23 protein-coding genes and 1 tRNA gene are annotated in these 24,307 nt (G+C 57.3%); 9 read left to right on the forward strand and 15 right to left on the reverse strand.

From position 1 onward, the window contains the following. Positions 1–2 precede the first annotated feature (2 nt). Complete coding sequence (locus tag PJL69_RS02230) at positions 3–560, forward strand: hypothetical protein (RefSeq protein WP_271308199.1); 558 nt, start codon at positions 3–5, stop codon at positions 558–560. A gap of 311 nt (positions 561–871) precedes the next feature. On the opposite strand, the gene PJL69_RS02235 is transcribed toward PJL69_RS02230, so the two are convergent. Beyond that, a complete protein-coding gene (locus PJL69_RS02235; protein WP_271308200.1) occupies positions 872–2,107 on the reverse strand; it encodes a bifunctional alpha/beta hydrolase/OsmC family protein in 1,236 nt (411 codons plus the stop codon). 169 nt (positions 2,108–2,276) lie between these two features. On the opposite strand from PJL69_RS02235, the gene PJL69_RS02240 reads away from it, so the two are divergent. Then, positions 2,277–3,038: a heme-dependent oxidative N-demethylase family protein gene (locus PJL69_RS02240; RefSeq protein ID WP_271308201.1), complete on the forward strand. Its 762-nt coding sequence runs from the start codon at positions 2,277–2,279 to the stop codon at positions 3,036–3,038. Positions 3,039–3,091: 53 nt separating this feature from the next. On the opposite strand, the gene PJL69_RS02245 is transcribed toward PJL69_RS02240, so the two are convergent. Continuing rightward, on the reverse strand, positions 3,092–4,138 hold the full coding sequence (locus PJL69_RS02245) for an ornithine cyclodeaminase (protein WP_271308202.1): 1,047 nt from the start codon (positions 4,136–4,138) through the stop codon (positions 3,092–3,094). A 60-nt stretch (positions 4,139–4,198) separates the two neighbouring features. Beyond that, entirely contained in the window at positions 4,199–5,125 is a 927-nt protein-coding gene (gene rocF / locus PJL69_RS02250; protein ID WP_271308203.1) for an arginase, read from the reverse strand. Between the two features lie 117 nt (positions 5,126–5,242). Between rocF and PJL69_RS02255 the strand changes: the two genes are divergently transcribed. After that, a complete protein-coding gene (locus tag PJL69_RS02255) occupies positions 5,243–5,668 on the forward strand; it encodes an Lrp/AsnC family transcriptional regulator (RefSeq protein ID WP_209095359.1) in 426 nt (141 codons plus the stop codon). 17 nt (positions 5,669–5,685) lie between these two features. Here PJL69_RS02255 and PJL69_RS02260 read toward each other — a convergent pair whose 3' ends face one another. Together PJL69_RS02260 and PJL69_RS02265 are read right to left on the reverse strand one after the other, a co-directional pair. Then, positions 5,686–6,147 (reverse strand): disulfide bond formation protein B, encoded by a 462-nt coding sequence (locus tag PJL69_RS02260; protein ID WP_271308204.1) that lies wholly within the window; start codon positions 6,145–6,147, stop codon positions 5,686–5,688. A 3-nt stretch (positions 6,148–6,150) separates the two neighbouring features. After that, positions 6,151–6,729: a YqaA family protein gene (locus PJL69_RS02265; protein ID WP_209095362.1), complete on the reverse strand. Its 579-nt coding sequence runs from the start codon at positions 6,727–6,729 to the stop codon at positions 6,151–6,153. A gap of 180 nt (positions 6,730–6,909) precedes the next feature. Here PJL69_RS02265 and PJL69_RS02270 point away from each other — a divergent pair. Continuing rightward, positions 6,910–6,995: transfer RNA gene (locus PJL69_RS02270), tRNA-Leu, on the forward strand. Positions 6,996–7,103: 108 nt separating this feature from the next. On the opposite strand, the gene PJL69_RS02275 is transcribed toward PJL69_RS02270, so the two are convergent. Further along, the gene (locus PJL69_RS02275) at positions 7,104–7,745 is read right to left on the reverse strand and encodes a hypothetical protein (RefSeq protein WP_271308205.1); all 642 of its coding nucleotides are present in this window, start codon (positions 7,743–7,745) and stop codon (positions 7,104–7,106) included. A 210-nt stretch (positions 7,746–7,955) separates the two neighbouring features. On the opposite strand from PJL69_RS02275, the gene PJL69_RS02280 reads away from it, so the two are divergent. Together PJL69_RS02280 and PJL69_RS02285 are read left to right on the forward strand one after the other, a co-directional pair. Beyond that, entirely contained in the window at positions 7,956–8,348 is a 393-nt protein-coding gene (locus PJL69_RS02280; RefSeq protein WP_271308206.1) for a BlaI/MecI/CopY family transcriptional regulator, read from the forward strand. Beyond that, positions 8,338–9,450 carry a M56 family metallopeptidase gene (locus PJL69_RS02285; RefSeq protein ID WP_271308207.1) on the forward strand — a complete coding sequence of 371 codons (1,113 nt, stop codon included), beginning with the start codon at positions 8,338–8,340 and terminating at the stop codon, positions 9,448–9,450. Before PJL69_RS02280 ends, PJL69_RS02285 begins: the two co-directional genes overlap by 11 nt. 692 nt (positions 9,451–10,142) lie before the next feature. On the opposite strand, the gene PJL69_RS02290 is transcribed toward PJL69_RS02285, so the two are convergent. The 6 genes from PJL69_RS02290 to PJL69_RS02315 form a co-directional block, all read right to left on the reverse strand. Further along, the gene (locus PJL69_RS02290) at positions 10,143–10,421 is read right to left on the reverse strand and encodes a DUF2160 domain-containing protein (protein WP_209079048.1); all 279 of its coding nucleotides are present in this window, start codon (positions 10,419–10,421) and stop codon (positions 10,143–10,145) included. Position 10,422: 1 nt separating this feature from the next. Beyond that, positions 10,423–11,220, reverse strand: coding sequence for a carbohydrate ABC transporter permease (locus tag PJL69_RS02295; protein ID WP_209095367.1), 798 nt, complete (start codon positions 11,218–11,220; stop codon positions 10,423–10,425). 15 nt (positions 11,221–11,235) lie between these two features. After that, positions 11,236–12,099, reverse strand: a complete 864-nt coding sequence (locus PJL69_RS02300; protein WP_271308208.1) for a carbohydrate ABC transporter permease — start codon at positions 12,097–12,099, stop codon at positions 11,236–11,238. Next, positions 12,096–13,199, reverse strand: coding sequence for an ABC transporter ATP-binding protein (locus tag PJL69_RS02305; protein ID WP_271308209.1), 1,104 nt, complete (start codon positions 13,197–13,199; stop codon positions 12,096–12,098). The genes PJL69_RS02300 and PJL69_RS02305 overlap by 4 nt, the downstream gene beginning before the upstream one ends. A gap of 11 nt (positions 13,200–13,210) precedes the next feature. Then, positions 13,211–14,272, reverse strand: a complete 1,062-nt coding sequence (locus PJL69_RS02310) for an ABC transporter ATP-binding protein (protein WP_271308210.1) — start codon at positions 14,270–14,272, stop codon at positions 13,211–13,213. A 143-nt stretch (positions 14,273–14,415) separates the two neighbouring features. After that, positions 14,416–16,152, reverse strand: a complete 1,737-nt coding sequence (locus PJL69_RS02315) for an ABC transporter substrate-binding protein (protein ID WP_271308211.1) — start codon at positions 16,150–16,152, stop codon at positions 14,416–14,418. A gap of 315 nt (positions 16,153–16,467) precedes the next feature. Between PJL69_RS02315 and PJL69_RS02320 the strand changes: the two genes are divergently transcribed. After that, positions 16,468–17,169 (forward strand): fumarylacetoacetate hydrolase family protein, encoded by a 702-nt coding sequence (locus PJL69_RS02320; RefSeq protein WP_271308212.1) that lies wholly within the window; start codon positions 16,468–16,470, stop codon positions 17,167–17,169. Between the two features lie 70 nt (positions 17,170–17,239). Next, positions 17,240–20,452 (forward strand): 2Fe-2S iron-sulfur cluster-binding protein, encoded by a 3,213-nt coding sequence (locus PJL69_RS02325; protein ID WP_271308213.1) that lies wholly within the window; start codon positions 17,240–17,242, stop codon positions 20,450–20,452. A gap of 68 nt (positions 20,453–20,520) precedes the next feature. Here the strand turns inward: PJL69_RS02325 and PJL69_RS02330 are convergent, their stop codons facing one another. From PJL69_RS02330 to PJL69_RS02340, 3 genes are all read right to left on the reverse strand, one after another. Further along, complete coding sequence (locus tag PJL69_RS02330; RefSeq protein WP_271308214.1) at positions 20,521–21,678, reverse strand: acetate/propionate family kinase; 1,158 nt, start codon at positions 21,676–21,678, stop codon at positions 20,521–20,523. Continuing rightward, positions 21,675–22,619 carry a bifunctional enoyl-CoA hydratase/phosphate acetyltransferase gene (locus PJL69_RS02335; protein WP_271308215.1) on the reverse strand — a complete coding sequence of 315 codons (945 nt, stop codon included), beginning with the start codon at positions 22,617–22,619 and terminating at the stop codon, positions 21,675–21,677. The genes PJL69_RS02330 and PJL69_RS02335 overlap by 4 nt, the downstream gene beginning before the upstream one ends. Positions 22,620–22,773: 154 nt before the next feature. Further along, positions 22,774–23,286: a flavin reductase family protein gene (locus PJL69_RS02340; RefSeq protein WP_271308216.1), complete on the reverse strand. Its 513-nt coding sequence runs from the start codon at positions 23,284–23,286 to the stop codon at positions 22,774–22,776. Between the two features lie 302 nt (positions 23,287–23,588). Here PJL69_RS02340 and PJL69_RS02345 point away from each other — a divergent pair, with 302 nt between their 5' ends. After that, the gene (locus PJL69_RS02345) at positions 23,589–24,302 is read left to right on the forward strand and encodes a trypsin-like serine peptidase (protein ID WP_271308217.1); all 714 of its coding nucleotides are present in this window, start codon (positions 23,589–23,591) and stop codon (positions 24,300–24,302) included. Positions 24,303–24,307: the final 5 nt, after the last annotated feature.

The raw sequence follows: 24,307 nt of genomic DNA on the forward strand, positions 1-24,307 counted from the left end.
TTATGAAAGTTTGGTCCAGCCTTGTCGCTTGCGCAGCGGCGGGCGCTCTTTTTGTTATACCGCATGTTGCGCATTCCGAAACGGAAGTGACCTACGCCGATGCGGGGCGCAATGTGTTCGAAGTGACTGTGCCCGACTTTTGGACGCTGCGTGTGGGTGGAGAGCGCGAGATTACACCGCCGTCCGAAGACGCTCTGCGCCCAGTTGCGCGTGTCTTTGGTTTGTCCCCGGAAAGCGCCAATGGCGTTTGGGTCGGCCTGATGTCGCCGCCGCAGTTGAGATCTCTTAAGGATGCACGCGATTATGCCAAAAGCCTGAGTGGGCAACTCGCGAAAACAACCGAGATTGTGCGTACAGAAGAGCGCACGGTTGCGGGATATCCAGCTTTTGTCATCGATGGTAAGGGGCGCCGCAACGGGCGGTCAGTCAACTTTACGGCCGCAGTGCTTGAGTTGCCGCGCAACCGTGTTGTCGTGGGCCTCACCGTGCTTGAGAGAGGCTATGATCCGGATGCCTTGAGTGATGTTAACGCAATTTTGCAATCCATTCAGGCGCGGTAAGGGGCTGATATGTTGAAGAAAAGATCTTTGAAGGCAGTGTCTGGTCTTGGGCTGGCAGCAATGGTTTTGGCCGCTTGTGAAGGGGGTAGCACAAGTGGGTATGTCAGCACTGGTGCTTATTATGACTCGATGATGTGGAATGACTACTATCACCCATATCCGGTCTATCCCGACCGCCCAGATCGTCCGGACAGACCAGACCGCCCAAACAGACCTGTGCACCCAATCGCCCCAGCCCCGCCAGTTGCCCGTCCGCCGGTTGCGCGGCCACCGGTTGCCCGGCCTCCAATCGCAAGACCGGGACCAAGGCGTTAATCTGAGGCGTTCTCTGCAGGGCTGGCGAGGGTTGTGCGCACAAGGGATGACTGTTCCAATGTGCGATGAACCGGGCAACGATCTGCGATTTCGAGCAGTCGTTGCCTTTGCTCCTCGCTAAGGTCGCCCTCTAGGTGGATGTTGCGCAAGAACGTATCCACCTTTTGCCCCGCAGGCGCTTCGGCATCACGGGCGTGCACCTTGTCGTGGCTGACATCGACCCAGACATGTGTAAGCGGCCAGTCTTTGCGCCTTGCGTACATGCGAATTGTCATGGATGTGCAGGCGCCGAGTCCGGCAGCCAGAAAACCGTAGGGCGTCATACCCTGATTTGTACCTCCGTACGCCAGAGGTTCATCGGCCAGGGCGTGATGGGAAGGACCGGCATTTACGTCTTGTAGAAAACCTGCGGGATCGGCTTCTGCGACACGTACGATACCTTCTGGCGCGCCGGGAGGCGGGGCGGGGGGACGCAGATCCAAATACCGGGCGGCCCATGACGCTATTACCTCCGCAGCATATTCTGCATCCCTCGGATTGGAAATCAAATGATCTGCGTCATCCAGTGTCACAAAGCTTTTCGGGTGCTTTGCTGCTTCAAAAATACGTGCGGCGTTCTCTATGCCCACGGTGCTGTCGCGAGGGGCGTGCAGGACCAATAGGGCTTTGTTCAGTCCATTGATACAAGGGGCGAGGTTTTGCGCGGAGATGTCTTCCAGAAACGCCCGCGTGATCTGAAAAGGTCTTCCTGCGAGCTGCACTTCGGCTTGCCCGTTCCTATCGATTTCGGTGATGGCTGTGCCGAATTGATGGCTGACATGCTTCGGATCAAAGGGCGCTCCCAGCGTCACCACGGCTTTAGAGCTGGCAATACGCGTCGCTGCTTTCAACACTGCCGCACCGCCTAAGCTATGTCCGATCAGCAGACTGGGGGCCATTCCACGGCTCTTAAGATAGGCTGCGGCTGCCTCAAGATCTGCAACATTCGAGGAGAAATGCGTATTTGCAAATTCGCCCTCTGAATGCCCAAGGCCCGTGAAATCAAATCGCAGAACGGCGATGCCCATGGCGGCCAATCGCGACGCGACACGGCGAGCGGCTGGAATGTCTTTGGAACAGGTGAAACAATGAGCAAACAAGGCTGTCGCGAGATGGGGACCATCTGGCAAATCAAGGCGTGCGGCCAGCATTTCGCCGCCGTGGCCGGGGAAAGTGATACGTTCGATAGGCATTTTAGATCTCCTGCGCCGATGGTCTCAATGTGTGTTCAAGTGCTGCCAAGGCAAAGGAAGATTTCGCTTGGTCACGCCAAGGTGACTGAATGGGAGGTAGTTCTTTCGAACAATGGCAAGACCTGTTTTTGTGCGTGCCTCAGGCTCGTGCTTTGGATAGGCATGAGGCATGAAGCCGATTTTACAAAGCCACATCCCCTATGATGCGCTTGCCGAGAAGGCGCTCCCAGGTATCGCACCGCTTCCTTTGGAGGAATGGTTGCTCATAGATGAAGCTTATGCCGCGCAAATGGCGTTGCGCCGTGACCTGCTTGCGCAGCGCAAGGACGACGTGACGCGTTTGGATCCGGGCGCTTTGGTCGCTGCCCAGGAGGTGTTGCAAAACGTTTTGGATGTTTTGGCGGGTCGCACCGACTTTGGCGTATCCGCAGGGCAGGTGGTGTGCCCAGATGGACGTGTGGTGATCCTCGACTGGGACAACCCCATGGAGACGCTTGGACAGCTCATCCAAGAAGATATCTGTCTTTTGCAAAAGCAAGGGGATGAGCACGTGCTGACAGGGGCGGTGTTGTGTTTTCCTGCAAGCTGGACGCTGGCTGAGAAAATTGGGAAGCCGCTGATTGGTATTCATACACCCGTACCAGAATATGATGCCAATATCGCCAAACGTGTGCAGCGCCTTTTTGATGGCGTGCGCGTCGGGCGCCCGCTGTGGCGCAAGAACGCGCTTTGGTATGACGATCCGACGTTGTTCACCCCACGTTCTGAAACGGCACCCCGCAGTCCGGTGACAGCCAAAACGGGCGCCTATCTCAGGTCCGAACGCCAGAGCATATTGCGATTGCCAAAGAGCGATGCGGTTGTTTTCGCCATCCACACATTCGTTGTGCGACGCGCAGATGTTTTGGGTGATGACTGCGCGCCCAAGTGAGGGAACGCGCACCTGAAAGGCGCGCGCTTTCCGCGGAATGTTCCGCTGAGACCTTACGCTTTGGCGCGCTGGAGCATGCCAAAGAGGTCACGCGGATCATCGGGATCAGCCAGCATGTCCAGATCCTCATGGAACGGTGTTTCGGCAACTTTGTCGCGCACGTAGCGCAGAGCTGAGAAGTCTTCGATGGCAAAGCCAACACTGTCAAAGAGCGTTGTCTGGCGCGCATCCTGACGGCCTTGTTTGGTGCCGGTGATGACCTGCCAAAGTTCTGTAACGGCAAAGTCTTCGGGCATTTGCTGAATTTCGCCTTCGATGCGGGTTTGTGGTGGAAACTCCACAAATACGTCAGAGCGATCAAGGATGCCTTTGGCCAATTCGGTTTTGCCCGGGCAGTCGCCACCAATCGCGTTGATGTGGACTCCTGCGCCAACCATATTGTCGCTCAGGATGGTCGCGTTCTGTTTATCTGCTGTGCAAGTTGTCAGGATCTGCGCGCCTTCAATCGCCTGTTCAGGAGACGTGCAGCGCACCACAGTCAAACCGCTGTTGGCCAGGTTTGCGGCGCATTTTTCTGTGGCTGCTGGATCTTTGTCATAAAGGCGTACGGTCTTAACTCCCAGAATGGCTTTCATTGCGAGGGATTGAAATTCGGATTGTGCCCCGTTTCCGATCATTGCCATCGTGTCTGAGCCTTTGGGGGCCAGATATTTCGCCGCCATCGCAGAAGTCGCCGCTGTGCGCAGTGCTGTCAGAATGGTCATTTCAGTCAGCAGCACTGGGTAGCCAGTATAGACATCTGCCAGCAAGCCAAAGGCGGTTACGGTTTGCAGACCTTCTGCGGTATTCTTGGGGTGACCGTTTACATATTTGAACCCATAAGCCTCGCCATCGGAGGTCGGCATCAACTCGATCACGCCCACGTCGGAGTGGCTTGCCACCCGTGGTGTTTTGTCAAACAGTTCCCAGCGGCGGAAGTCCTCTTCGACATAGCGGGTCAGATCGATCAGCATCTGCTCGACGCCGATGTGATGGACGAGACGCATCATGTTGTCGACAGACACAAACGGGACAAGGGCTTTTTCTGAAGGTTGGGTCATGCGGGATTGGCTCCTGAGGAGAAATTGGGGATCTGGGCAGCGCGCTGCCCGAATGTATTGTCAAGTGAAGCTACGTGTTGGACGATCAAACACGCGTCGTCCAAGCGCTGAGGCCGCAAGATCGACCATGAGCTTTGCAGTGCGGCCGCGCTCATCCAGAAAGGGGTTCAGCTCTACAAGATCCAAAGAGGTGACGAGTTCACTGTCGTGTAACATTTCCATTGCGAGATGGGCTTCGCGCACGGTTGCGCCGCCGGGAACAGTTGTGCCGACTGCGGGCGCGACAGAGGGGTCGAGGAAGTCAACGTCGAGCGAAACATGCAGCAGTCCTTTGTTTTGGGCGACATGTTCGAGAAATGCGGCCAGCGGGCGTGCGATGCCATTTTCATCAATATCGCGCATGTCATGCCGGCGGATTTGCGTGGCTTGCAGCGTTTCCCGTTCTGCCAGATCCACGGAGCGCAGGCCGATCATACAGATATTTTCCTCTGGCACTGGGTTTTGCATTTTTGGAAATCCGTCAAACCCCTCACGACCAGCGAAGTAGGCGACAGGTGTACCATGTAGATTTCCACTGTCGCTCGTGAGCGGCGTGTGAAAATCTGTATGGGCATCCAGCCAAAGAACATAGAGGGGCCGGTTTACTTTCGCCGCATGGTTGGCAATGCCTGCGACTGTGCCTGCTGATAGGCTGTGATCTCCGCCCAGAAAAATGGGGAACCCTTTGCTGACAGCGGTTTCAGCCACGTCGGCCAGTGCGCGCGTCCAAGCAATGGTTTCGTTTAGGGCGTAGGAGGGTGTGTTTGGCGCGTCAGGTTCAAATCCACGTGGTGCGACATTGCCAAGATCTTCGACCGTGTGGCCAAGATCCTCTAGGCTTTCGCGCAATCCGGCTGTGCGGAAAGCATCCGGGCCCATCAAACACCCACGTCGACGTTTGCCGCTATCCACTGGCGCACCAACCAGCAAACATGTTTTTTCAGTCATGTGTTTATCCATCTGACGATTTTCTTCGCAAGATGTTTCCGAAATGTATTGAATTATACCCAGCAATTTGCACATAACGCCAGAACATTGGTCAATTTGGATAGTGGAGCCGTCAAAATGGATGATGTGGATCGCAAGCTGATTTCTGCGCTGCGCAATGATGCCCGGGCTTCGCTCTCTGATCTTGCGCTGACTTTGGGCGTTTCTCGCACAACCGTGCGGGGGCGGATTGAACGGCTCCGTCAACGAGGCGATATTGTCGGTTTTACGGTGGTTTTACAGGATGATGTAAAAACGGATCCGGTACGCGGTTTGATGTCTATTGAGATCGAGGGCAGGGGGACTGACCGGATTGTGCGCCAGCTCAGTGGATTTACACCCGTGCGTGCAATTCACAGCACCAATGGGCGGTGGGACCTTATTGTGGAACTGGGCACCGACACTCTGGCCACGCTGGATGAAGTGTTGGCGCAAATCCGACGCTTGGATGGGGTGGCAAACAGCGAAACCAGTTTGTTGCTTTCCACCCGGAAATCCGGGTGAAAAGTGCTTTGTCATAATCAGGCCAAACGCTTGATCGCATAGACCCAGAGCAGGGCTGCACCGAGCGACAGCAGCGCGTTGTAATTTGCCATCGAAAGGCCGAGCATCTGCCATGGGATTTCATCGCACCGCACCAATGGGGCATTCATGATCTGATTGAAAAGATCGTCGGCGCTCATGCCAGTGATATCGCCACTTGTGCAAGTGGAAGGTCCTTCCCACCAGCCGCGCTCGACGCCGGAGTGGAACAGGGCCAATGCGCCCGAGATCGCGACACCCAATGCCGCCACATAAGCAAGTAGCGTGACGCCGCTTACAAGTGCAAGCGCACCTGCGCCCGCTGCGACCCAATGGGGATAGCGCTGGTAGTAGCAAAGCTTACAAGGCGGTAATCCACCAATGAATTCAAAAGCCCAAGCTCCAAGGATCATGCTGACCGAAAACCCGGTCAGCAGCAGAAAGAGGTATTTGCGTATCATGTTTTAGAGATATCTCACTACGAGGAAGCCGCCGAAAAGCAGCAACAGAAAGACGGTCGTCACGAGGCCCAGACGGTTTTCAATAAAGTCGCGGATGGGTTCGCCGAAAGCACGCAATAGTCCCGCGACAAGAAAGAAGCGGATTCCGCGCGCCAGGATCGAGGTTGCGATGAACGTACCCAGTGGCATGCCTGTGAAACCGGACATGATGGTGATGACCTTATATGGGAAGGGTGTAATCCCTGCACCAAGCACGGCCCAGAACCCAAAGTCATTAAAGCGTGTCGAGAACTCAGCCACGGCATCTGCCTTGCCAAGCGACATCAAGATCGGCTCGCCAATCTGTTCGAAAGCAAAATGCCCAATGGCATATCCAAGCATGCCGCCCAGAACCGATGAGACGAGCGCCACCAAAGCGATGAGCCATGCGCGCGACGGTGCGGCCAGAATCATCGGAATCATCAAGATATCCGGCGGGATTGGAAACACGGAGCTTTCAATAAAGCTGATAAAGGCGAGCGCCCAGAGGGCCCTGGGATGATCTGCCAGATCCATGGTCCAGCGATAGAGGCGTTGAAGCATACTTCGGTCTCTTAAGCCTTATTTTCCACCTTTCTCTTGCGTAGGGCATTGGCATTTAAGTGCAAGCAAATAATCATGGAATGGGCATAAGTGCGCCGAGAGTGGATCTTTGAAACTCTGTCAGAAAGTTGCGTTTTGTGGGTGGACCTTCCTTTGAAGCTTGGCTAAATGGAGAACGTGGCCCAAGTGGCGGAATGGTAGACGCAGGGGATTCAAAATCCCCCGCCTTCACGGGCGTGAGAGTTCGAGTCTCTCCTTGGGCACCACATTATCTTTCTGCTAAGCGTATGGTTTTTCACTCTTATCAAGAGGGGCTCTAAATCCGCCAAAGCGAAGCATCGAAAGTGTGGATCAGCACTTTACGGGTTTGTCGCTTAGAAGCTGAAGCCGATGCCGACTTTCACAAAGGGCGCGATCGGCAGGTCTTCCAGCGTTTCGTTGATATCAGAAAGCTCTGCATCAATGTCGGACTGAGAGATTGTATTGGTTGGATCGCTGCCTATTGCGGAGGCACTTCCAGTATACACCACTCCCAAATCGCCCGTGAATACAAACCTGCTGTTGCGGATCGGGGTTTGGACTCCCATGGAGATCATCGGCGCGAGGGAGCGATTAAAGCGCGCGTTCACATTTAAGGGTGCAGTGTAGGCAGTGCCATTCACGATTGTGCTGCCAGTTGTTGCCCCGTCAAATCTATGATCCAGAGTTATCGCGCCTGCGCTCAGGCGGAACGCATTGCTGTTCGTGTAGTAATCGAAGATCAGCCCGAAGCCGCCTAGAGCGACGTCTCCGTCGTAGGTGTTGCCTTCAATGCTCGTATCAATTGATGTTGATCCGTTTCCGTACATTCCTCGCATGCCGAAGCGGTTGTTAAAGCGGTAGCCTGCTTCGAGCGTATGGCCCAAGACCGACTCTCCTACGCTGAGAGTGAATGGCCGCGTGACGTCCTCTGCATCGGAAAACGCAGGCAGGCTAAATAACATAGCACTAATGGCGAGGGCGAGGCAGCGGTTCATATCAAGCTCCTGTTGTTCGCTCCGCGTAAAGGGGGCATGGGAACGGCCGAAGTCTGAAAGTTTGATCCGCTAACGTAGCGCAAGTTTCCTTTGGGAATGGTTAATTGCGATTTTGTGAGGCCTTGTGTTGCCTGTGTTGTTAGAAAATCCTTTGAGATGAGAGGCATCTGCGTTACTAATTCCCTAGTAATTTAACCACGGAGTGGCCTATTGGCACGTCGACGCAGTGAAATGCTCACGGATGTTGAGCTTGAGTTTATGATCGCCCTTTGGGACATTGGATCGGGCTCAGTGCGCGATATTATGGCGGTGCTGGATGATCAAAATCCGCGCGCTTACACATCGGTTGCCACCGTGATGAAGATTCTCGACGAGAAGGGATTTGTCACCTCGGCCCGAAAGGATCGAGCGCTGGTGTATACCCCATCTGTTGCGAAGCGCGACTATGAAGGTCGCAGCCTGAAGAACCTGTCAAAAACCTTGTTTGGAGGAACCCCGACAGCGCTGGTTGCGCGACTGGTGGATAATGAGGATCTGACAGATGAAATGATCCAGGAAATCAAAGAGATCATTGAAACGAGGATCAGAAAGGATGACTGTTGATCAAGTCGTAGGGGGGGCGATCTGGATACAGCTTGTGATCCTTTTGGCCGCGTTGGTTTTCGGTGCTTTTGAGGGCATTTTGATACTCTCAGGGCGACGACGGAGCTATTATACGCGGCGTCGGATGGGGATGGCTGTGATCGCTTGTCTTGCGGTGCTGCCTTTGGTGGCGCCTTATCTTGTGTCCTCTCCTTATGCGGCGAACGTTAATGCAACGGACGCTTTGGTTTCGCATGTTCTGAACGGCAATATCGACATCAGCGCCTATCAAATGCAGCAGCTTCTGGTGATGAAAACCGATTGGTTGTCACAGATTGCCAACGCAAGCTCGCTGATTGCCCAAGTGGTGATTGCGGCGTTTCTGGCTGCCTTGATTGCGCGCAGTGGCTACCTGCTGTTGAACGTTGGGCGCATTCGCCATGCGATCCGCGAAGGCTATGTTCTGCATCACACAAAACGCTGCCGCATTGTGGCCAGCCCCACCGTGAGTGTGCCGTTCTCGACCCGTGGATTGTGGCGCTATTATGTGGTGCTGCCACAGGCGATGCTGAAGGATCGCACGGCGGTGCAAATGGCGCTTGGTCATGAGCTGCAGCACATCCGCCAAGGCGATGTGGACGCTGAGGTTTTGCTGTCTCTGATCTCTCCCGTTGCGGTGCTCAATCCAGGTTTCTGGTTTCTTTCCAGTCGCTTGCGCAAGCTTGGTGAACTGGCTTGTGACCGGGCGTATCTGTCGCGCAAAGGTTTCGATGCGCACACTTACGCACTGCGCCTTTTGGAGATTGCGCGGCGCAGCAGCAATGCGACGCAACAACCTGCAGCCTTTGGCGTGCCACTGGTGGGGCGGCGGGTGCCATTTCTGTCGCGTCGTTCGATGCTGAAGGACCGCATTCTGGAGATTGCACAAGATCAGGACGCCCCGGCTAAAGAGGCGGTTCTGTTTGGTGCGCTCCTGTCGGTCGTGATGGCCGTGTGTGTGCTGGTAGGTGCGGTTGCGCTTGCAGAGCCAGAAGACTGGAGCCACGAGCGCATAATGTTGAGTACGGTGGCCAATCTGGATCGGCTGAACCATCTGAACACTTTGGCGCAGCGCACCTGGTAAAACAGACAGCAATTTACGCCAAAAAGTTAACGTAAAACGCCCCGCTGTGAGAGGATCACAGCGGGGCGTTAACCATTTGCAGGCACGTCGGTATTGCGTCGGTATCGCGACTGTATTGCGTAGGTGCCATTTTCCGACATGCCGGCAGCGTTAACTTTTGAGTCGTTTGCTCTTTGCAGCCGTGAAACCGTTGCGTGTTGCGTGAGAAGAAAAACTGTGTCGGCGGGCTGTTCTTTGTTGAGGCGGCTACTGGAAGGATGCAATCTAAGCGTGCGTTTTTGATGTCGCCGAAAGGGGAGTGCCTTGAAACAAAATATGCCTGTAGTTGTCTGGCTTCCAATCGCTACGGCACCGTTGGTGGGCGGCGCATATTACCTTCTGCGCGCATCAAGCGGCAGCAGCCATCCTGTTGGTGAAGCCATTCTGTTTGCTGCGTTGATGATACCGGGGGGGATGTGGGCAATGCGGCGCGTTGACAGACGGATCCGCGCGCTGAAGCGTTAAGGGATCTTCGGTTTGGGTTGAAATGCGTGGCTCTTGCGAGGCGTAATCCGCCTTAAAGGAAAAGGTCAGGCAGGATTTCTGACATTGCTTGCATTGGTTTGCTGTCGCTGAAAACGGCAGGCAACTGTCGGGAAAAGAAAAAGGCAGACGCGGTGAGCGTCTGCCTTTGGTTTTTCTGTGACTTGGGATCAGACCTTCCAGAAGCAGAAGGTGCCCCAGCCGATTGCAAGACCCAGTGGCCACCAGAGCGGTTCGCCCATCAGACCCAGCCACGCAAGGAAGATGAAGCTGCCACCCAAGCAGGTGAGGAACAAGCGGTCACCGCGGGTGGTGACAAGGCCCAGTGCGCCTTTGCGCTCGTCCCCGCCGGGGCGCTTGATCTCCAGCACAATCAGCAGACCGATTGTGGAGAACAACACGATGAAGATTGCGGCCGTGGGCCAGGTCCATGCCATCCAGCTCAGCATATCAAACTCTCCCCATCGCGAAGCCCTTCGCGATGTAGTTGCGGACAAAATAGATCACGATGGCGCCCGGGATGATGGTGAGCGTGCCGGCGGCAGCCAGCAGGCCCAGCTCATACCCCGCAGAAGAGGCGGTTTTGGTCATCGTTGCGGCGATTGGCTTTGCGGCAACAGCGGTCAGGGTTTTGGCCAAGAGCAGCTCCACCCATGAGAACATGAAGCAGAAGAAAGCAGCCACACCCACACCGGCTTTGATCGTCGGGATGAAGATCGTCAGGAAGAAGCGTGGGAAGGAATAGCCATCCACATAAGCGGTTTCATCCAGTTCCTTTGGGACGCCGCCCATGAAGCCTTCCAAGATCCACACAGCGAGCGGGATGTTGAAGAGGCAGTGCGCCAGCGCCACGGCGAGGTGCGTGTCAAACAGGCCCACAGCGGAGTAGAGCTGAAAGAAGGGCAGGGCGAACACGGCCGCTGGTGCCATGCGGTTGGTCAGCAGCCAGAAGAACAGCTGCTTGTCGCCCAGAAAGCGATAGCGGCTGAAGGCATAGGCAGCTGGCAGCGCCACCGCGATGGAGATCAGCGTGTTCAGTGACACATAGATGATCGAGTTGATGTATCCCCAATACCAAGAGGGATCGGTGAAGATCGTGACATAGGCCTCCAGCGTGAAGGTCTGTGGGAAGAGCGAAAACCCAGAGAGAATCTCATTGGTGGTTTTGAAGCTCATCGCCACCAGCCAGTAGATCGGCAGCATCAGGAAGAAGATATACAGGATGGGGACAAGGGATCGTTTTTGCATGATCGTTGCCCTTTCTTAATTCAGGTCATCTTTGGTCATGAGTGTGTAGAACAGCCAGGACACAAAGAGGGTGATTGCAAAGTAGATGAGGCTCATCGCGGCGGCGGGGCCGAGGTCAAACTGACCCAATGCGATTTTCACCAAGTCGATGGACAGGAGCGTGGTCGAGTTGCCGGGGCCACCCCCTGTGAGCACGAAAGGCTCGGTGTAGATGTTGAAGCTGTCCATGAAGCGCAGCAGGATTGCGATGGTCAGAACGCTTTTCATCTTGGGCAACTGGATAAAGCGGAACACTGACCAGTTGGAGGCACCGTCGATCTTGGCAGCCTGATAGTAGGCATCCGGGATCGAAACCAGACCGGCGTAGGCCAGAAGCACCACCAGTGAGGTCCAGTGCCACACATCCATGGTGATGATGGTCACCCATGCGGCCACGGGATCTTGGGTCATGTCATAGTTGATGCCCAGCACGTGGTTGAGGAAATAGCCCAGAAGGCCAATGTCTGGCAGGGCAAAGATGTTCCACATTGCACCAACCACGTTCCATGGGATCAGCATGGGCAGGGCCATCAGCACAAGGCAGACCGGCACCCAGAAGCCTTTGCGGGGCATGGACAGGGCAATTGCGATGCCCAGTGGGATCTCGATGATGAGGATCATGAAGGTGAAGAAGAACTGACGGCCAAGCGCTGCGTGGAACCGCTCTGAACGCAGGATCTGTTCAAACCAGGTCAGGCCTTCCCAGAAGAAGAGGTTGTCGCCAAAGGTTTCCTGTACGGAGTAGTTCACCACGGTCATCATCGGGATGATGGCGTTGAACGCCACAAGGATCAGCACCGGGGCGACGAAGAACCAGGCTTTTTGGTTTTCGGTTTTCATGCTGCGCTCTCCTTTTGCGCGGGCTCAGAAGCGATCCAGCCGTCGGCATAAAGACGGGTGTGCTCTGGGGTGAAATGCAAATGCACCGCGTCACCTTTCTGCGGCGCAGGGCCGTTTTGAATGGCGGCGACTTTGTGGCCGTCAACAGTGGCTTCGACCACGGTGTGGCGGCCCACATCAGCGACACGGGTGACGGTGCCCGGGATTGCGCTGGCGATGCTGCTGTCAACAAGGCTGACAAACTCTGGGCGGATGCCGATTTCAAGCTTGCCTGATGCGCCGGCTTTGATCGGGCCTTCCAGTGCCACGGGGCGGCCCGCAAAATGCGCCTGACCGTCTTTGACTTCCGCAGGCAATACGTTCATGCCGGGGGAGCCGATGAAATGTCCGACAAAGGTGTGGGCGGGGCGTTCAAACAGCTCTTCGGGCGTGCCGATTTGCACCACTTCGCCCAGCTGCATCACCACCACCTGATCGGCGAAGGTGAGCGCTTCGGTCTGGTCGTGGGTGACGTAGATCATGGTCTGGGAGACGCGCTGGTGCAGCTCTTTGAGCTTGGTGCGCAGTTTCCATTTCAGGTGCGGGTCGATCACGGTGAGCGGCTCGTCAAACATGACGACGTTCACATCATCGCGCACAAGGCCACGGCCCATGGAGATCTTCTGCTTGTTGTCTGGCGACAGACCGGCGGCTTTGCGATCCAGCATGTCGGTGACTTCGAGCATCTCGGCAATCTCGGCCACGCGCTTTTCGATGATCGCCGGATCCACGCCGCGGTTCTTCAGCGGGAAGGCGAGGTTGTCGCGCACGGTCATGGTGTCGTAAATCACCGGGAACTGGAACACCTGCGCGATGTTGCGCTGATCGGGGGGCAGGGTGGTGACGTCTTGGCCGTCAAACAGGATCTGGCCCTCAGACGGCACCAAGAGGCCCGAGATGATGTTCAGAAGGGTGGATTTGCCGCAGCCGGAGGGGCCAAGCAGGGCGTAAGCGCCGCCATCTTGCCAATCCAGATCGACTTCTTTCAGGGCAAAGTCCTGTGGCCCCTTGGGATCGGGGTAGTAGCTGTGCCGGAGGTTTTTAAGTGTGATTTTCGCCATTCTGTCTGCCCTCAGCCGACGCGGGCGCCATCGGGCGCGAAGTAAAAACAGGTGGTCGGATCAAGGAAGAAGTCATGTTCTCCGCCAATCCGATAGGGGTGGGTGCCATGGGCAAGACTGACCCAGCTGTTGCCGTCAAAGTCAAAGTGGGCCGAGCTTTCAGAACCTGAGAGTTCGGTCACGCCAACATGGCCTTTGAGCGCAACATCTGAGCCGTCATGGGCATGGGGCAACACGTGGTGTGGGCGCACAGCCATGATGTAGTCGCCATCTGTCAGACCTGCGGCCTCACCGGATGCGGTCCAGCTTAGCGCACCAAGGTGCATGGCATCGCCGCGTTTGGTGACAGGTGCGTGGTTGATCGGCGGATCAGAGAAGATGCGGGCCGCGGTGAGGGAGGCCGGGGCGCGGTAGATGTCAGCGGTGGGGCCAAACTGCGCCACGTTGCCGTCTACCATCAGCGCGGTTTCCCCGCCCAGCAGCAGCGCTTCTTCGGGCTCGGATGTCGCATAGACCACAACCGCGCCACGACCGGCAAACAGCTCTGGCAGCTGCTCGCGCAGCTCTTCGCGTAGTTTGTAATCGAGGTTGGCCAGCGGCTCATCGAGAAACACCGCGCGGCTTTCTTTGGCAATGGCGCGCGCCAGCGCACAGCGCTGTTGCTGACCACCGGAAAGCTCATGCGGGCGGCGGTGCAGCATCGGGCCAAGCTGAAGAATATCGGCGGCTTCGGCCACGCGGTCTGCGATCTCCGACTTTGCCATGCCTGCCACTTTCAGCGGGGAGGCAATGTTTTCAAACACGGTCATGTGCGGGTAGTTCACAAAGAACTGGTGCACGAGGCTGATTTTGCGTTTCTGAGTGGTCAGCGCGGTGACGTCTTCGCCTTCCATGATGATTTGGCCGGCGGCGATTGGGTCGAGCCCGGCCATCATCTTAATCAGAGAGGTTTTGCCAGCGCCGGTTTCACCCAGCAGAACGTTGAAGTGGCCTTTCTTCAACGTCAGGGTCGTTGGCTTGATGTGTGTTACACCCTGCACGACCTTGGAAATGTTCTTTAGTTCAAGTGCCATGGATGCACCTTTGATCCTTATGGAGTCGGCCCAAGAGGTTGGGCAATGGAGGAGGGGAGTGTGTGTAAGGTGGCCGGGGCTTTAAAAGTAAGCCCCGGCCGGTTCGACCATGAACACGGGGAGTGTCAGGTCAGGAGGAACAGTTAGTTCTGGTTCCAGCGGGCAATCAGAGCGTCATAGTTGACGGTCTCGCCCTGTGGTTTTTCGTTGTCCAGCTTTGGCTTTGCGCCGCCGTTGGCGAACCACCACTCTGCGTCTTTTTCCTCATTGAGGCGTGGACCACAGCCGCCATAGACATTCTGAGCTTCGTCTGCGCGCTGCATACGAGCCATGGTGATGTCCATTTCTTCGGCCAGACGGTCCATCGCTTCCTGTGGAGTGAAGGCGCCGGAGTTCACGTCACCGATCTGCTGCCACCAGATTTGAGCCAGCTTCGGATAGTCAGGCACGTTCACGCCAGTTGGGGACCAAGCCACACGATCCGGGGAGCGGTAGAATTCTACCAGACCACCCAGTTTCGGGGCGCGCTCGGTGAAGCTTTCGTGGTTCACAGAGCTGTCACGGGTGAAGGTCAGACCCACGTGGGATTTCTTCACGTCAACCGTTTTGGAGGTCACGAACTGTGCATAGAGCCATGCGGCCTGTGCGCGCTCAGATGGGGTGGACTTCAGGAAGGTCCAGGAGCCAACGTCCTGATAGCCAACCTTCTGACCTTTTTCCCAGTATGGGCCGTGCGGGCTTGGGGCCATGCGCCACAGTGGGTTGCCTTCGGCGTCCACGGTGTTGTTGCCTTCAGACTGAGGCTTCACCATGTCTGCGGTAAACGCGGTGTACCAGAAGATCTGCTGTGCCACGTTGCCCTGTGCCAGTGCTGGCAGAGACTGGTAGAAGTCATAAGATGCCGCACCGGGAGGCGCGTAGTTGCGCAGCCATTCATCCCATTTGCGGATCGCGTAAACCGCCGCTGGGCCGTTTGCTGCACCACCGCGGGTGACGGATGCACCAGCTGGGTTACAGGAACCGGCTTCCATGCGGATGCCCCATTCGTCGATTGGCACACCGTTTGGCTCACCCTTGGAGCCTGCACCTGCCATTGACAGCCAAGCATCGGTCATACGCCAGCCAAGGTCTGGGGCGCGTTTGCCGTAGTCCATGTGGCCGTAGATGTCGACGCCATCGATGTTTTTGACATCTTTGGAGAAGAACTCTGCGATGTCCTCGTAGGCAGACCAGTTTACAGGCACGCCGAGGTCATAGCCGTATTTGGCTTTGAACTGCTCTTGCAGGTCTGCGCGGTCAAACCAGTCTTTGCGGAACCAGTAGAGGTTGGCAAACTGCTGATCTGGCAGCTGGTAAAGGTCGCCATCCGGGCCCGTGGTGAACTGGGTGCCCATGAAGTCATCCAGATCGAGCGTCGGAGAGGTCGTTGCCGCCCAGTCACCCGCCATCATGTCGGTCAGGTTGTAGGCCAGCTGCAGGCGGGAGTGCGTGCCGATCAGGTCGGAGTCATTGACGTAGCCGTCATAGAGGTTCCGCTTGGTCTGCATCTGAGTTTGCACCGCCTGAACCACTTCGCCTTCGCCGAGGATCTGGTGGTTGACTTTGATGCCGGTGATTTCTTCGAACGCTTTGGTCAGAACTTCGGCTTCGTAGCCGTGGGTTGGAATGCCTTCTGACAGAACGTTGATTTCCATGCCCGCGTAGGGCTGTGCCGCAGTGATGAACCACTGCATTTCGCTCATCTGCTCATCTTTGCTGAGCGAAGATGGCTGGAATTCTGCATCGATCCAGCGCTTCGCCGCCGCTTCGTCGGCATAGAGCGATTGAGTGCCCGCAATTACGGCAGAAGCCGCAACGGCGGAGATAAGATACTTCCGCATCTTTTCCTCCCGATTGGTTGTATCCCCGACCGTGAAAGGTCGGATGCCCTACGTTGTCAAAAGAGGATTTTTTAGTCAACTAATAAATTAGTAGGTCAGAAAATTCGGGAAAGGCATTTCCGATAAGTAACTGTAGTTACGACTAATTCACCTAAAATGGCCTGTTTGCACCCGCGCGTCAATTGCAAATAAACCTTGACTTTGAACCATTGTTCAGAGCGGTTTCTGCCAGAAATTGTTGGCGCTATCGTTGCGGGCTTAGCCTCGTTTCATGCTGCTGTGTCATAGATGCGGCCTGCGCCAGAGGGAGGATCCATGGCTGAATATCTGTTTGACGCTCCGGAGGTGTTTTCAATCCCGGTGGCTGGGGAAAGTGCTGGGTACGCCGTGCGGCGCATCTTTTGTGTGGGGCGGAACTATGCCGCTCATGCGGCTGAGATGGGCGGAGAGGTTGATCGCGAGGCGCCGTGGTATTTCACAAAATCCGTGGCGCATGCGGTGCTGAGTGGTGCCGAGGTTGATTTTCCTCCGGGCACCGCGAACTACCATCACGAAATGGAACTGGCCTTTGTGCTGGGGGCATCGGTGTTTGAAGCCACTGAGGCGGAGGCCGCAGCGGCGATCTATGCCTATGGCTGTGCGCTCGACATGACGCGGCGGGATCGGCAGCAGGATGGCAAGGACCATCGCAGACCTTGGTCGCTTGGCAAAGATGTGGAAGGCTCTGCTGTCTTTGCGCCGCTGACACAAGCCGCCGATTTTGGTGCGCCAGCGGCACAGGCGATCCATCTGGAGGTGGACGGGGCGACCCGTCAGGCCGCCGATCTGAGCGAGATGGTCTGGTCGCCCACAGAAATCGTCATGCATCTGTCGCGCTATTACCACCTGACCGCCGGGGATGTGGTCCTGACAGGCACGCCCGCCGGTGTGGGGCCGGTGGCGGCCGGGCAGGTGATCACAGGTGGGATTGAGGGGCTCGCGCCGATCCGACTGACGTTGAAAGTTACAAAAAGCTGAGGCTTATCCAGAGCGCAAGCAGTTAAGCCAGCCAAGAAGGGCAGGCCGAATGGCCTGATATGGGGAGCAGATGGGGATAAAGTTTTTTTCGGATAAGGCGCGGCCGGTGCATCTTGGCTCTTATCCGCTGGAGCGATTGGTGCGCGGCGCGATGCCTGAGGTGGCGGGGATGCCACGGGATCGCGCTCTGAGTTTCCATCGCCCGGAGCGGCCTGAGAGCATCGTCAACGCCATGGGCGAGTTTCAGGCGATGCTGGATGCGTTGCGCGACGGGTTGGTGAACCCGGTGCGCTCTGCCATTCCAGACGACCCAAAAGAGCGCGCCAATCATCTGAAAGCCTTTGGCTATTTCAATGATGCCTCGATGGTTGGGATTGGGCCTGTGCCAGCAGCGGCGCGGCTGGCCACGCCACGGCGCAATCCCGATATTGATCGTCTGTCCGAAGATCTGCGCACGCGCCAGATCAAGTCTCTGGCGGCGGGGATCGACCTCATAATGGCGGATCTCAAGGACAGTATGGAGGCGCCGCCCAGCAGCATTGAGAGCCACGAGAATGCGCTGGTCTTTCTGATCGAGCATCATCGGGATCCGGAGCGGGGCGAGCCGGGCAGCGACTGGATTTTGGACGCACAGGACCAACGCGCCTGTTTGCGGGCCACCGAGGTGGCGGTGGTGATTGCCAATTACATCCGACTTCTGGGCTTTGGCGCAAAGGCGCACACGGCCACCTCTACCGATGTGGATCTGGGACGCGTGGGTGTGGCCGCGGGTCTGCTGGCGCTGGAAAATGGCGACCTGGTCGCGCCCTGGCTTGGCAAACGCTATGGGCTGGCGGTGATCACCACGGATATGGATCTGGCGCATGACGGGGCGCTGGCGCCGATGCGGGCGCAGCCCTGGGCCCAGACGCAGGGTCCGGCGTGGTGGCTGGGCACGGGCTCGGCCAAATCGGCGCTCAATCAGGATCCTTACCGGAACCGGGATTATGTGAACGGCGCACATCCCTTTGAGCGGCTGAAGCGGGTGGACAGCCCGACCACCTATATTGACGAGGCCCATGTGGCGCGGGTGCCCAAACGCGCGGATATGTTTGCGCGGGTGCAGTTTGGCGATATGGGCAAGCCGCTGCAGGATGCGGCCAAGGGGGGCTATTACGTGCGCAAGTCAGCGCCGAGCATGGCGCAGCGCCGTGCGCTTGGCGCGTTTGTTCTGTTGCAGGATGGGGCCAGCGCGCAGGTTGCAAAACCGACTGATGCTGAACGCAACGCAGCCAATTTGAAGGCAGCGAGTTATTTTCTGGGTGTGGATGCCGTCGGGTTGAGCCGGTGTCCGGAGTGGGCCTGGTATTCCCATGATGCTACCGGCACAGAGATCCATCCCGAACATGATCAGGCGGTGAGCATGATCATTGATCAGGGTTATGAAACCATGGAAGGGGCCTCCGGCGATGACTGGATCAGCGTGGCGCAATCCATGCGGGCTTATCTGCGGTTTTCGCTGTTGGGCGGGGTGATCGCGCAACAGATCCGCAACCTTGGCTATAAGGCCAAAGCCCATACGGTGATGGACGGCGAGGTGTTGCAGCCACCTCTGTTGCTGCTCTCGGGGTTGGGCGAGGTGAGCCGGATTGGCGAAGTGATCCTGAACCCTTATCTGGGGCCACGGCTGAAATCCGGTGCGGTCACCACAGATATGCCCATGGCGCATGATCTGCCGATTGATTTTGGCCTGCAGGACTTTTGTGAGAACTGCAACAAATGTGCGCGTGAATGCCCGTCTGGGGCGATCACCGCCGGGCCGAAGCGCATGTTTAACGGCTATGAAATTTGGAAATCGGACAGCCAGAAATGTGCAACCTACCGGATCAGCACGCCGGGTGGTTCGATGTGTGGGCGCTGTATGAAAACCTGCCCGTGGAACCTCGAAGGGCTGTTTTCAGAAGCGCCGTTCCGCTGGGCGGCAAGCAATTTCCCAAGCCTTGCCAAGCCTTTGGCCAAGCTTGATGATGCGGTTGGCAATGGCGGGCTGAATGACGTCAAGAAGTGGTGGTGGGACATCGAGCTTGAGGACGATGGCGCCTATCGGCCCACCAAACACCCGCTCAACCGCCGTGATCTGCAGAAAGATCTGGACCTGAAATATGAGGATCAGACGCTGGCGGTATATCCGGCGGCGCTGGCCCCGCATCCGTGGCCTTATCCGTTCCCGATGGATCGGGAGGCTGGGATCCAAGCCTATGAGGCGATGATTTCAGCGGATGAGTATAAGCTGCGGCTGGCGGCGGGGGATACCTCGGTGATTGATCGTTATGTGGTGCCGGATGCGGCGGATGCGCCGGTGGTGCAGGTGCAGATTTCTCAGGTCGAACCGATGACGGCGGATGTGACCAAATATGAGTTCACCTCGCTGGATGGCGCGCCTTTGCCGGAGTGGACGGCCGGGGGGCATCTGGATGTGCTGGTCGCGCCGGAGTTTCTGCGCCAATACAGCATGTCTGGTGATCCCAAGGACCGCTCCAAATACCAGATTGGCGTGTTGCGTGAGGATCAGGGGCGCGGCGGCAGCGCCTTTCTGCACCGGATTTTCCGCGAAGGGCGCAAGGTGTTTGTCTCCAAGCCGATCAACCACTTTGAACTGGTTGAGGAGGCGACAAAGAGCTTCCTGATGGGCGGCGGGATCGGGATCACGCCGATGATCGCCTTTGCCCATCGGCTGCATGATCTGGGGCGCGATTTTGCGCTGCACTACTCCGCCAGCCGAGAGGACGGAGCAGGCTATATTGCGGATCTCAAGGCGATGCCCTGGGCGGATAAAGTGGTGTTCCATTTCTCTGACAAAGGCACGCGCGCGGATCTGGATGAGATCCTTGGCGGCTATCAGGAGGGTTGGCATGTTTATACCTGCGGGCCGGACCGCTATATGGAAGGGGTCATGGCGGCGGCAGAGCGGCAGGGCTTCCCCGAAGAAGCGCGGCATCTGGAATACTTCAATGTGCCTGAGCAGCCGGAGTATGAGAATTTCGACTTTAAGTTAAAGTTGAAGGATGGGCGGGAACTGTTTGTTCCGGCTGATAAAATCGCGACCGATGTGCTGCTTGAAAACGGTGTGCATGTGGATGTGAAATGCGCCGATGGCATTTGCGGCGTGTGCAAATGCGGGCTGATTTCCGGCGAGGTGGAGCACCGGGATTTTGTGCTCTCCAACAAGCAGCGAGAGACCTCGGTGATTCTGTGCCAGAGCCGGGCCAAAGAGGCGGGCGGTGTTGTGGAGATTGATCTCTGAGGGCGTCAGCCCCCCGGGTAAGGGGGGCTGTGCCGCAGTGTCGGTGGCTCGTTGGTCCGGGGCCGTGTCTAGTTTGCGACCAAGCGCTGTGTTTCGCCCGCGATGATGCCTTCTTCATCGGTGGGGATGACATGGGCTGCGAGGCGGCTGGTTTCGCTTGTGATGCGGCTGGCACCGGAGGTGTTGGCCTCAGCATCCAAGTCTGCCCCAAGCCATGCACATCCTTGCAGGATACGTGCGCGTATGGGCGCTGCGTTTTCGCCAATGCCGCCGGTGAAAACGATGGCGTCAAGCCCGCCAAGGGTGGCGGCCAAGGCGCCAATCTTCTTGCAGGCCTGATAGACAAAGAGATCCACCGCCTCAGCGGCTGCAGGGCTGTCTGAGGCCAAGAGGTCACGCATGTCAGAGCTGAGACCGGAGACCCCAAAGAGGCCGGACTTGGTCCCTAAAGTCGTTTCGATTTCTGCCACGCTCATGCCGCGGTCACGCATCATGTGAAAGATCACACCGGGGTCGAGTTCACCGCAGCGGCGGCCCATCACCAGCCCATCAAGGGCAGTGTATCCCATTGTGGTGGCGACACTTTTCATGTTTTGCATGGCACACATAGAGGCGCCGTTGCCCAGATGCGCAACGATCACCTTGCCGTTGGGCGTGTCCAGATGGTGCGGCAGTTGGGTGGCGATGTAGTGGTAGCTGAGCCCGTGAAAGCCATAGCGCAGCACACCGTCATCTGACAGCGCGCGTGGGATCGCAAAGAGCTGCGCGATGCGGGGCTGGGTGCGATGGAAGGCGGTGTCAAAGCAGGCGATCTGTGGAATTTCGGGCCAGCGACGGGCGACTGCCTCAATGCCTGCGAGGTTGTGGGGTTGATGCCCCGGGGCAAGTGGGGCGAGGGTGCGCAGCTTCTCGATCACCTCATCGGTCACACGCGCAGGCGCGGCAAACTCCTGTCCGCCATGCACCACGCGGTGGCCCGCGCCAATGATGTTGAAACCCCTTTCCAGCCCCATGATGTGGGCCAGCAGCCAGTCAAGAATTTCGGCGTGGGTTGCGTCTTTGGCGACGGGCAGGTCGATGTCGCGTGCGCCGCCATGATAGTGCGGTCCCATGCCGATGCGATCCACCTGGCCTGAGAGTTGCACCGCCAAGTTGGTGTCATAGACCGCATATTTGATCGAAGAGGAACCGGCGTTCAGGATGAGATAGGCGTCTTGGGCGCTCACATCAGATCCTTTCCGAGGCTGTGGTGCACCAAGAGTTGGGCGAGCGCGGCAGAAACGAGGCGCGACAGGGTGCCATCCGCACGGGAGGTCAGCATGATGGGCACACGTGCGCCCAGAACGATGCCGGCGCTGTCGGCTCCTGCCAGATACATCAGCTGTTTGGCGATCATATTGCCGGCCTCAAGGTCTGGCGCGACGAGGATGTCGGCGTCTCCGGGGACTTCGGATTTGATGCCTTTGGCGTCGGCGGCGCGGCGGGAGATGGCATTGTCAAACGCCAGCGGGCCATCGAGCACACCGCCGGTGATCTGGCCACGATCCGCCATTTTGCAGAGCGCTGCGGCCTCAACGGTGGACGGGATCTTGGGATAGATGGTTTCCAGAGCGGAGAGGATGGCCACTTTGGGCGTATCGACTCCGATGGCTTGTGCCAGCCCGATGGCGTTTTGCACGATATCGGCTTTGGCCATCAGATCGGGGAAGATGTTGATCGCGGCGTCGGTGATCAGCAGTGGCTTGGGATAGGCGGGCACGTCGAGCACGAAAACATGGCTCATGCGGCGCTCTGTGCGCAGACCCTGGGTTTTGTGCACAACGGCGCTCATGACCTCATCTGTGTGCAGCGCCCCCTTCATGATCGCCTGCGCACGGCCCTCGCGCACCAGGCGCACCGCTGTTTCGGCGCTGTCATGGCTGTGGGGGGCGTCGACGATCTCGCAGTTGGATATGTCGAGGTTGTTTTCCTCTGCTGCGGCTTTGATGCGTTCGGTTGGGCCCACAAGCAGGGGGGTGATCAGCCCTTTTTCAAGCGCGGCCAAGGCGCCCGCGAGCGAAGCTGCGTCAACAGGGTGGACAACCGCAGTGACGATGGGCGCGAGGGGCGCGGTGGCCTCCAGCATGTCGTCAAAGCTGTTTTTATGGTGAGGGGCAGAAAGATCCACGGCAGACTCCGAGCGTTCGTGTTGTGATGCGCGTCTTGTGGATATCTAGGGTGTCTCGCGGCGCCTTTGCAACAGAAAGCGGATGACAAAGCGAGAAACCCGCTTTGCCGGATATGCAAGGCTGCATTAGGAATTGGTAAGGTTTTTTGGAGGGTTAGACTTCGGGCTGAACGGTGCCGTAGCTGCGCTGTGCAAACAGCAGAGGGCTGCCTGACCCTTCAGCTGCGCGCAAGACATGGCCAACCATAATGTCATGATCGCCTGCTTCATGCACCGCATGGGTGGCGCATTCAAACCGGCTCAGACAGTCGTTGAGGACCGCAACGCCCTCTGCGTTTATTGCATAATCTACCAGGTCGAAGGCATCGCCGCGTTGGGCAAAAGCCTGCGCGAGATCTTTCTGATCGGCGCGCAGCACGTGGATGGCAAAATGGGTTGCGGGCGCAAAATGCGCATAGCGCAGAGAGCTTTTGGCGATGGACCAAAGCACAAGCGCCGGGTCGAGTGACACGGAGGCAAAGGAGTTGGCTGTCATACCTATCTGGCCGTCGGCTGTTTTGGTGGTGATCACGGTCACGCCTGTCGCAAAATTGCCAAGCGCATTGCGATAGGGGCGTTGTGTTTCGACGGAGGGGACGAAACTGGTCAGAGAGGTGTCAGAGGACATAAAAGGCCTGTTCGATTGGTCTTGCGCGTGGGCGCAGAGATGGGCCGAATTTTAACGACTTGCAAGGGTTGAGTAACCTTCAAGGCCAGAATGTGGCGCGTAAGATGTATCATAAATCGTTTGTAAATTACGCGATGTGGCATAAGAATAAGGGCATGTGGCGGATTCTGCCCCGCCATGTGACTGCCGAATTCGATTTAAAATTCAGAAACTTGTATTAATGGGGCGGTAAATAGCTTCGGTTCTGCCCGATTGCTGCCCTGATCGATTGCTCCAATGGGGCATCGGTCAATGGAGGTTCCATGCGGAGCATCAAAGTTCTTGCCTTCGTCGCAGCGTTGCTGCCGTCGGTGGCACTGGGGGAAATAGGAAATAAACCGCTGAGCGGCAGCTTGCCCGGGGAAAGCGCTGTGGGGCGTTTGGTGGTGGCTGGCAAAGCGATGTGCACGGGCGCCCTGATTGCGCCTGATACGGTCTTGACGGCGGCACACTGTCTCTATGATCCGCGCACGGGAAAGCGTGTGTCAGACAGTACCGTCGAGTTTCAGGCGGGGCTAAAGGGGGGCTTGGCCAAAGCCGTGCGTCAGGTGAAACGTGCAACGGTACATCCTGAGTATGTGCATCGCCCGAGGGCAAATGCGCAACTGGGATATGATCTGGCCGTGCTGAAGCTCAGCAAGCCGATTTCCAAGAATACAGTGATTCCGGTAAAATACGGGGCACGGCTTTCGGACGGTGATTTGCTGGGCGTGGTCAGCTATACGATCAACAATCGTAATGATCCGATGATGGAATACCCGTGTCGCGTGTTGGCACGTCAGGATGAAACGCTGGTGATGAATTGCGAAGTCACCTCTGGCGCGTCTGGTGCGCCGGTGCTGGCGCTGAGCAAGAACGGCCGCACGCCTTTGCTTGTCTCTGTGGTCTCTGCCAAGGCTGCAATGGGGGGGCAGAGTGTGTCAGTTGGCACGGTGCTGAGCGCAGATGCCATGCGCTGGATGATCGCGGGCGGCTAAAGGAC

This window comes from Shimia sp. MMG029 (assembly GCF_027947445.1).
GTDB lineage: Bacteria > Pseudomonadota > Alphaproteobacteria > Rhodobacterales > Rhodobacteraceae > Shimia.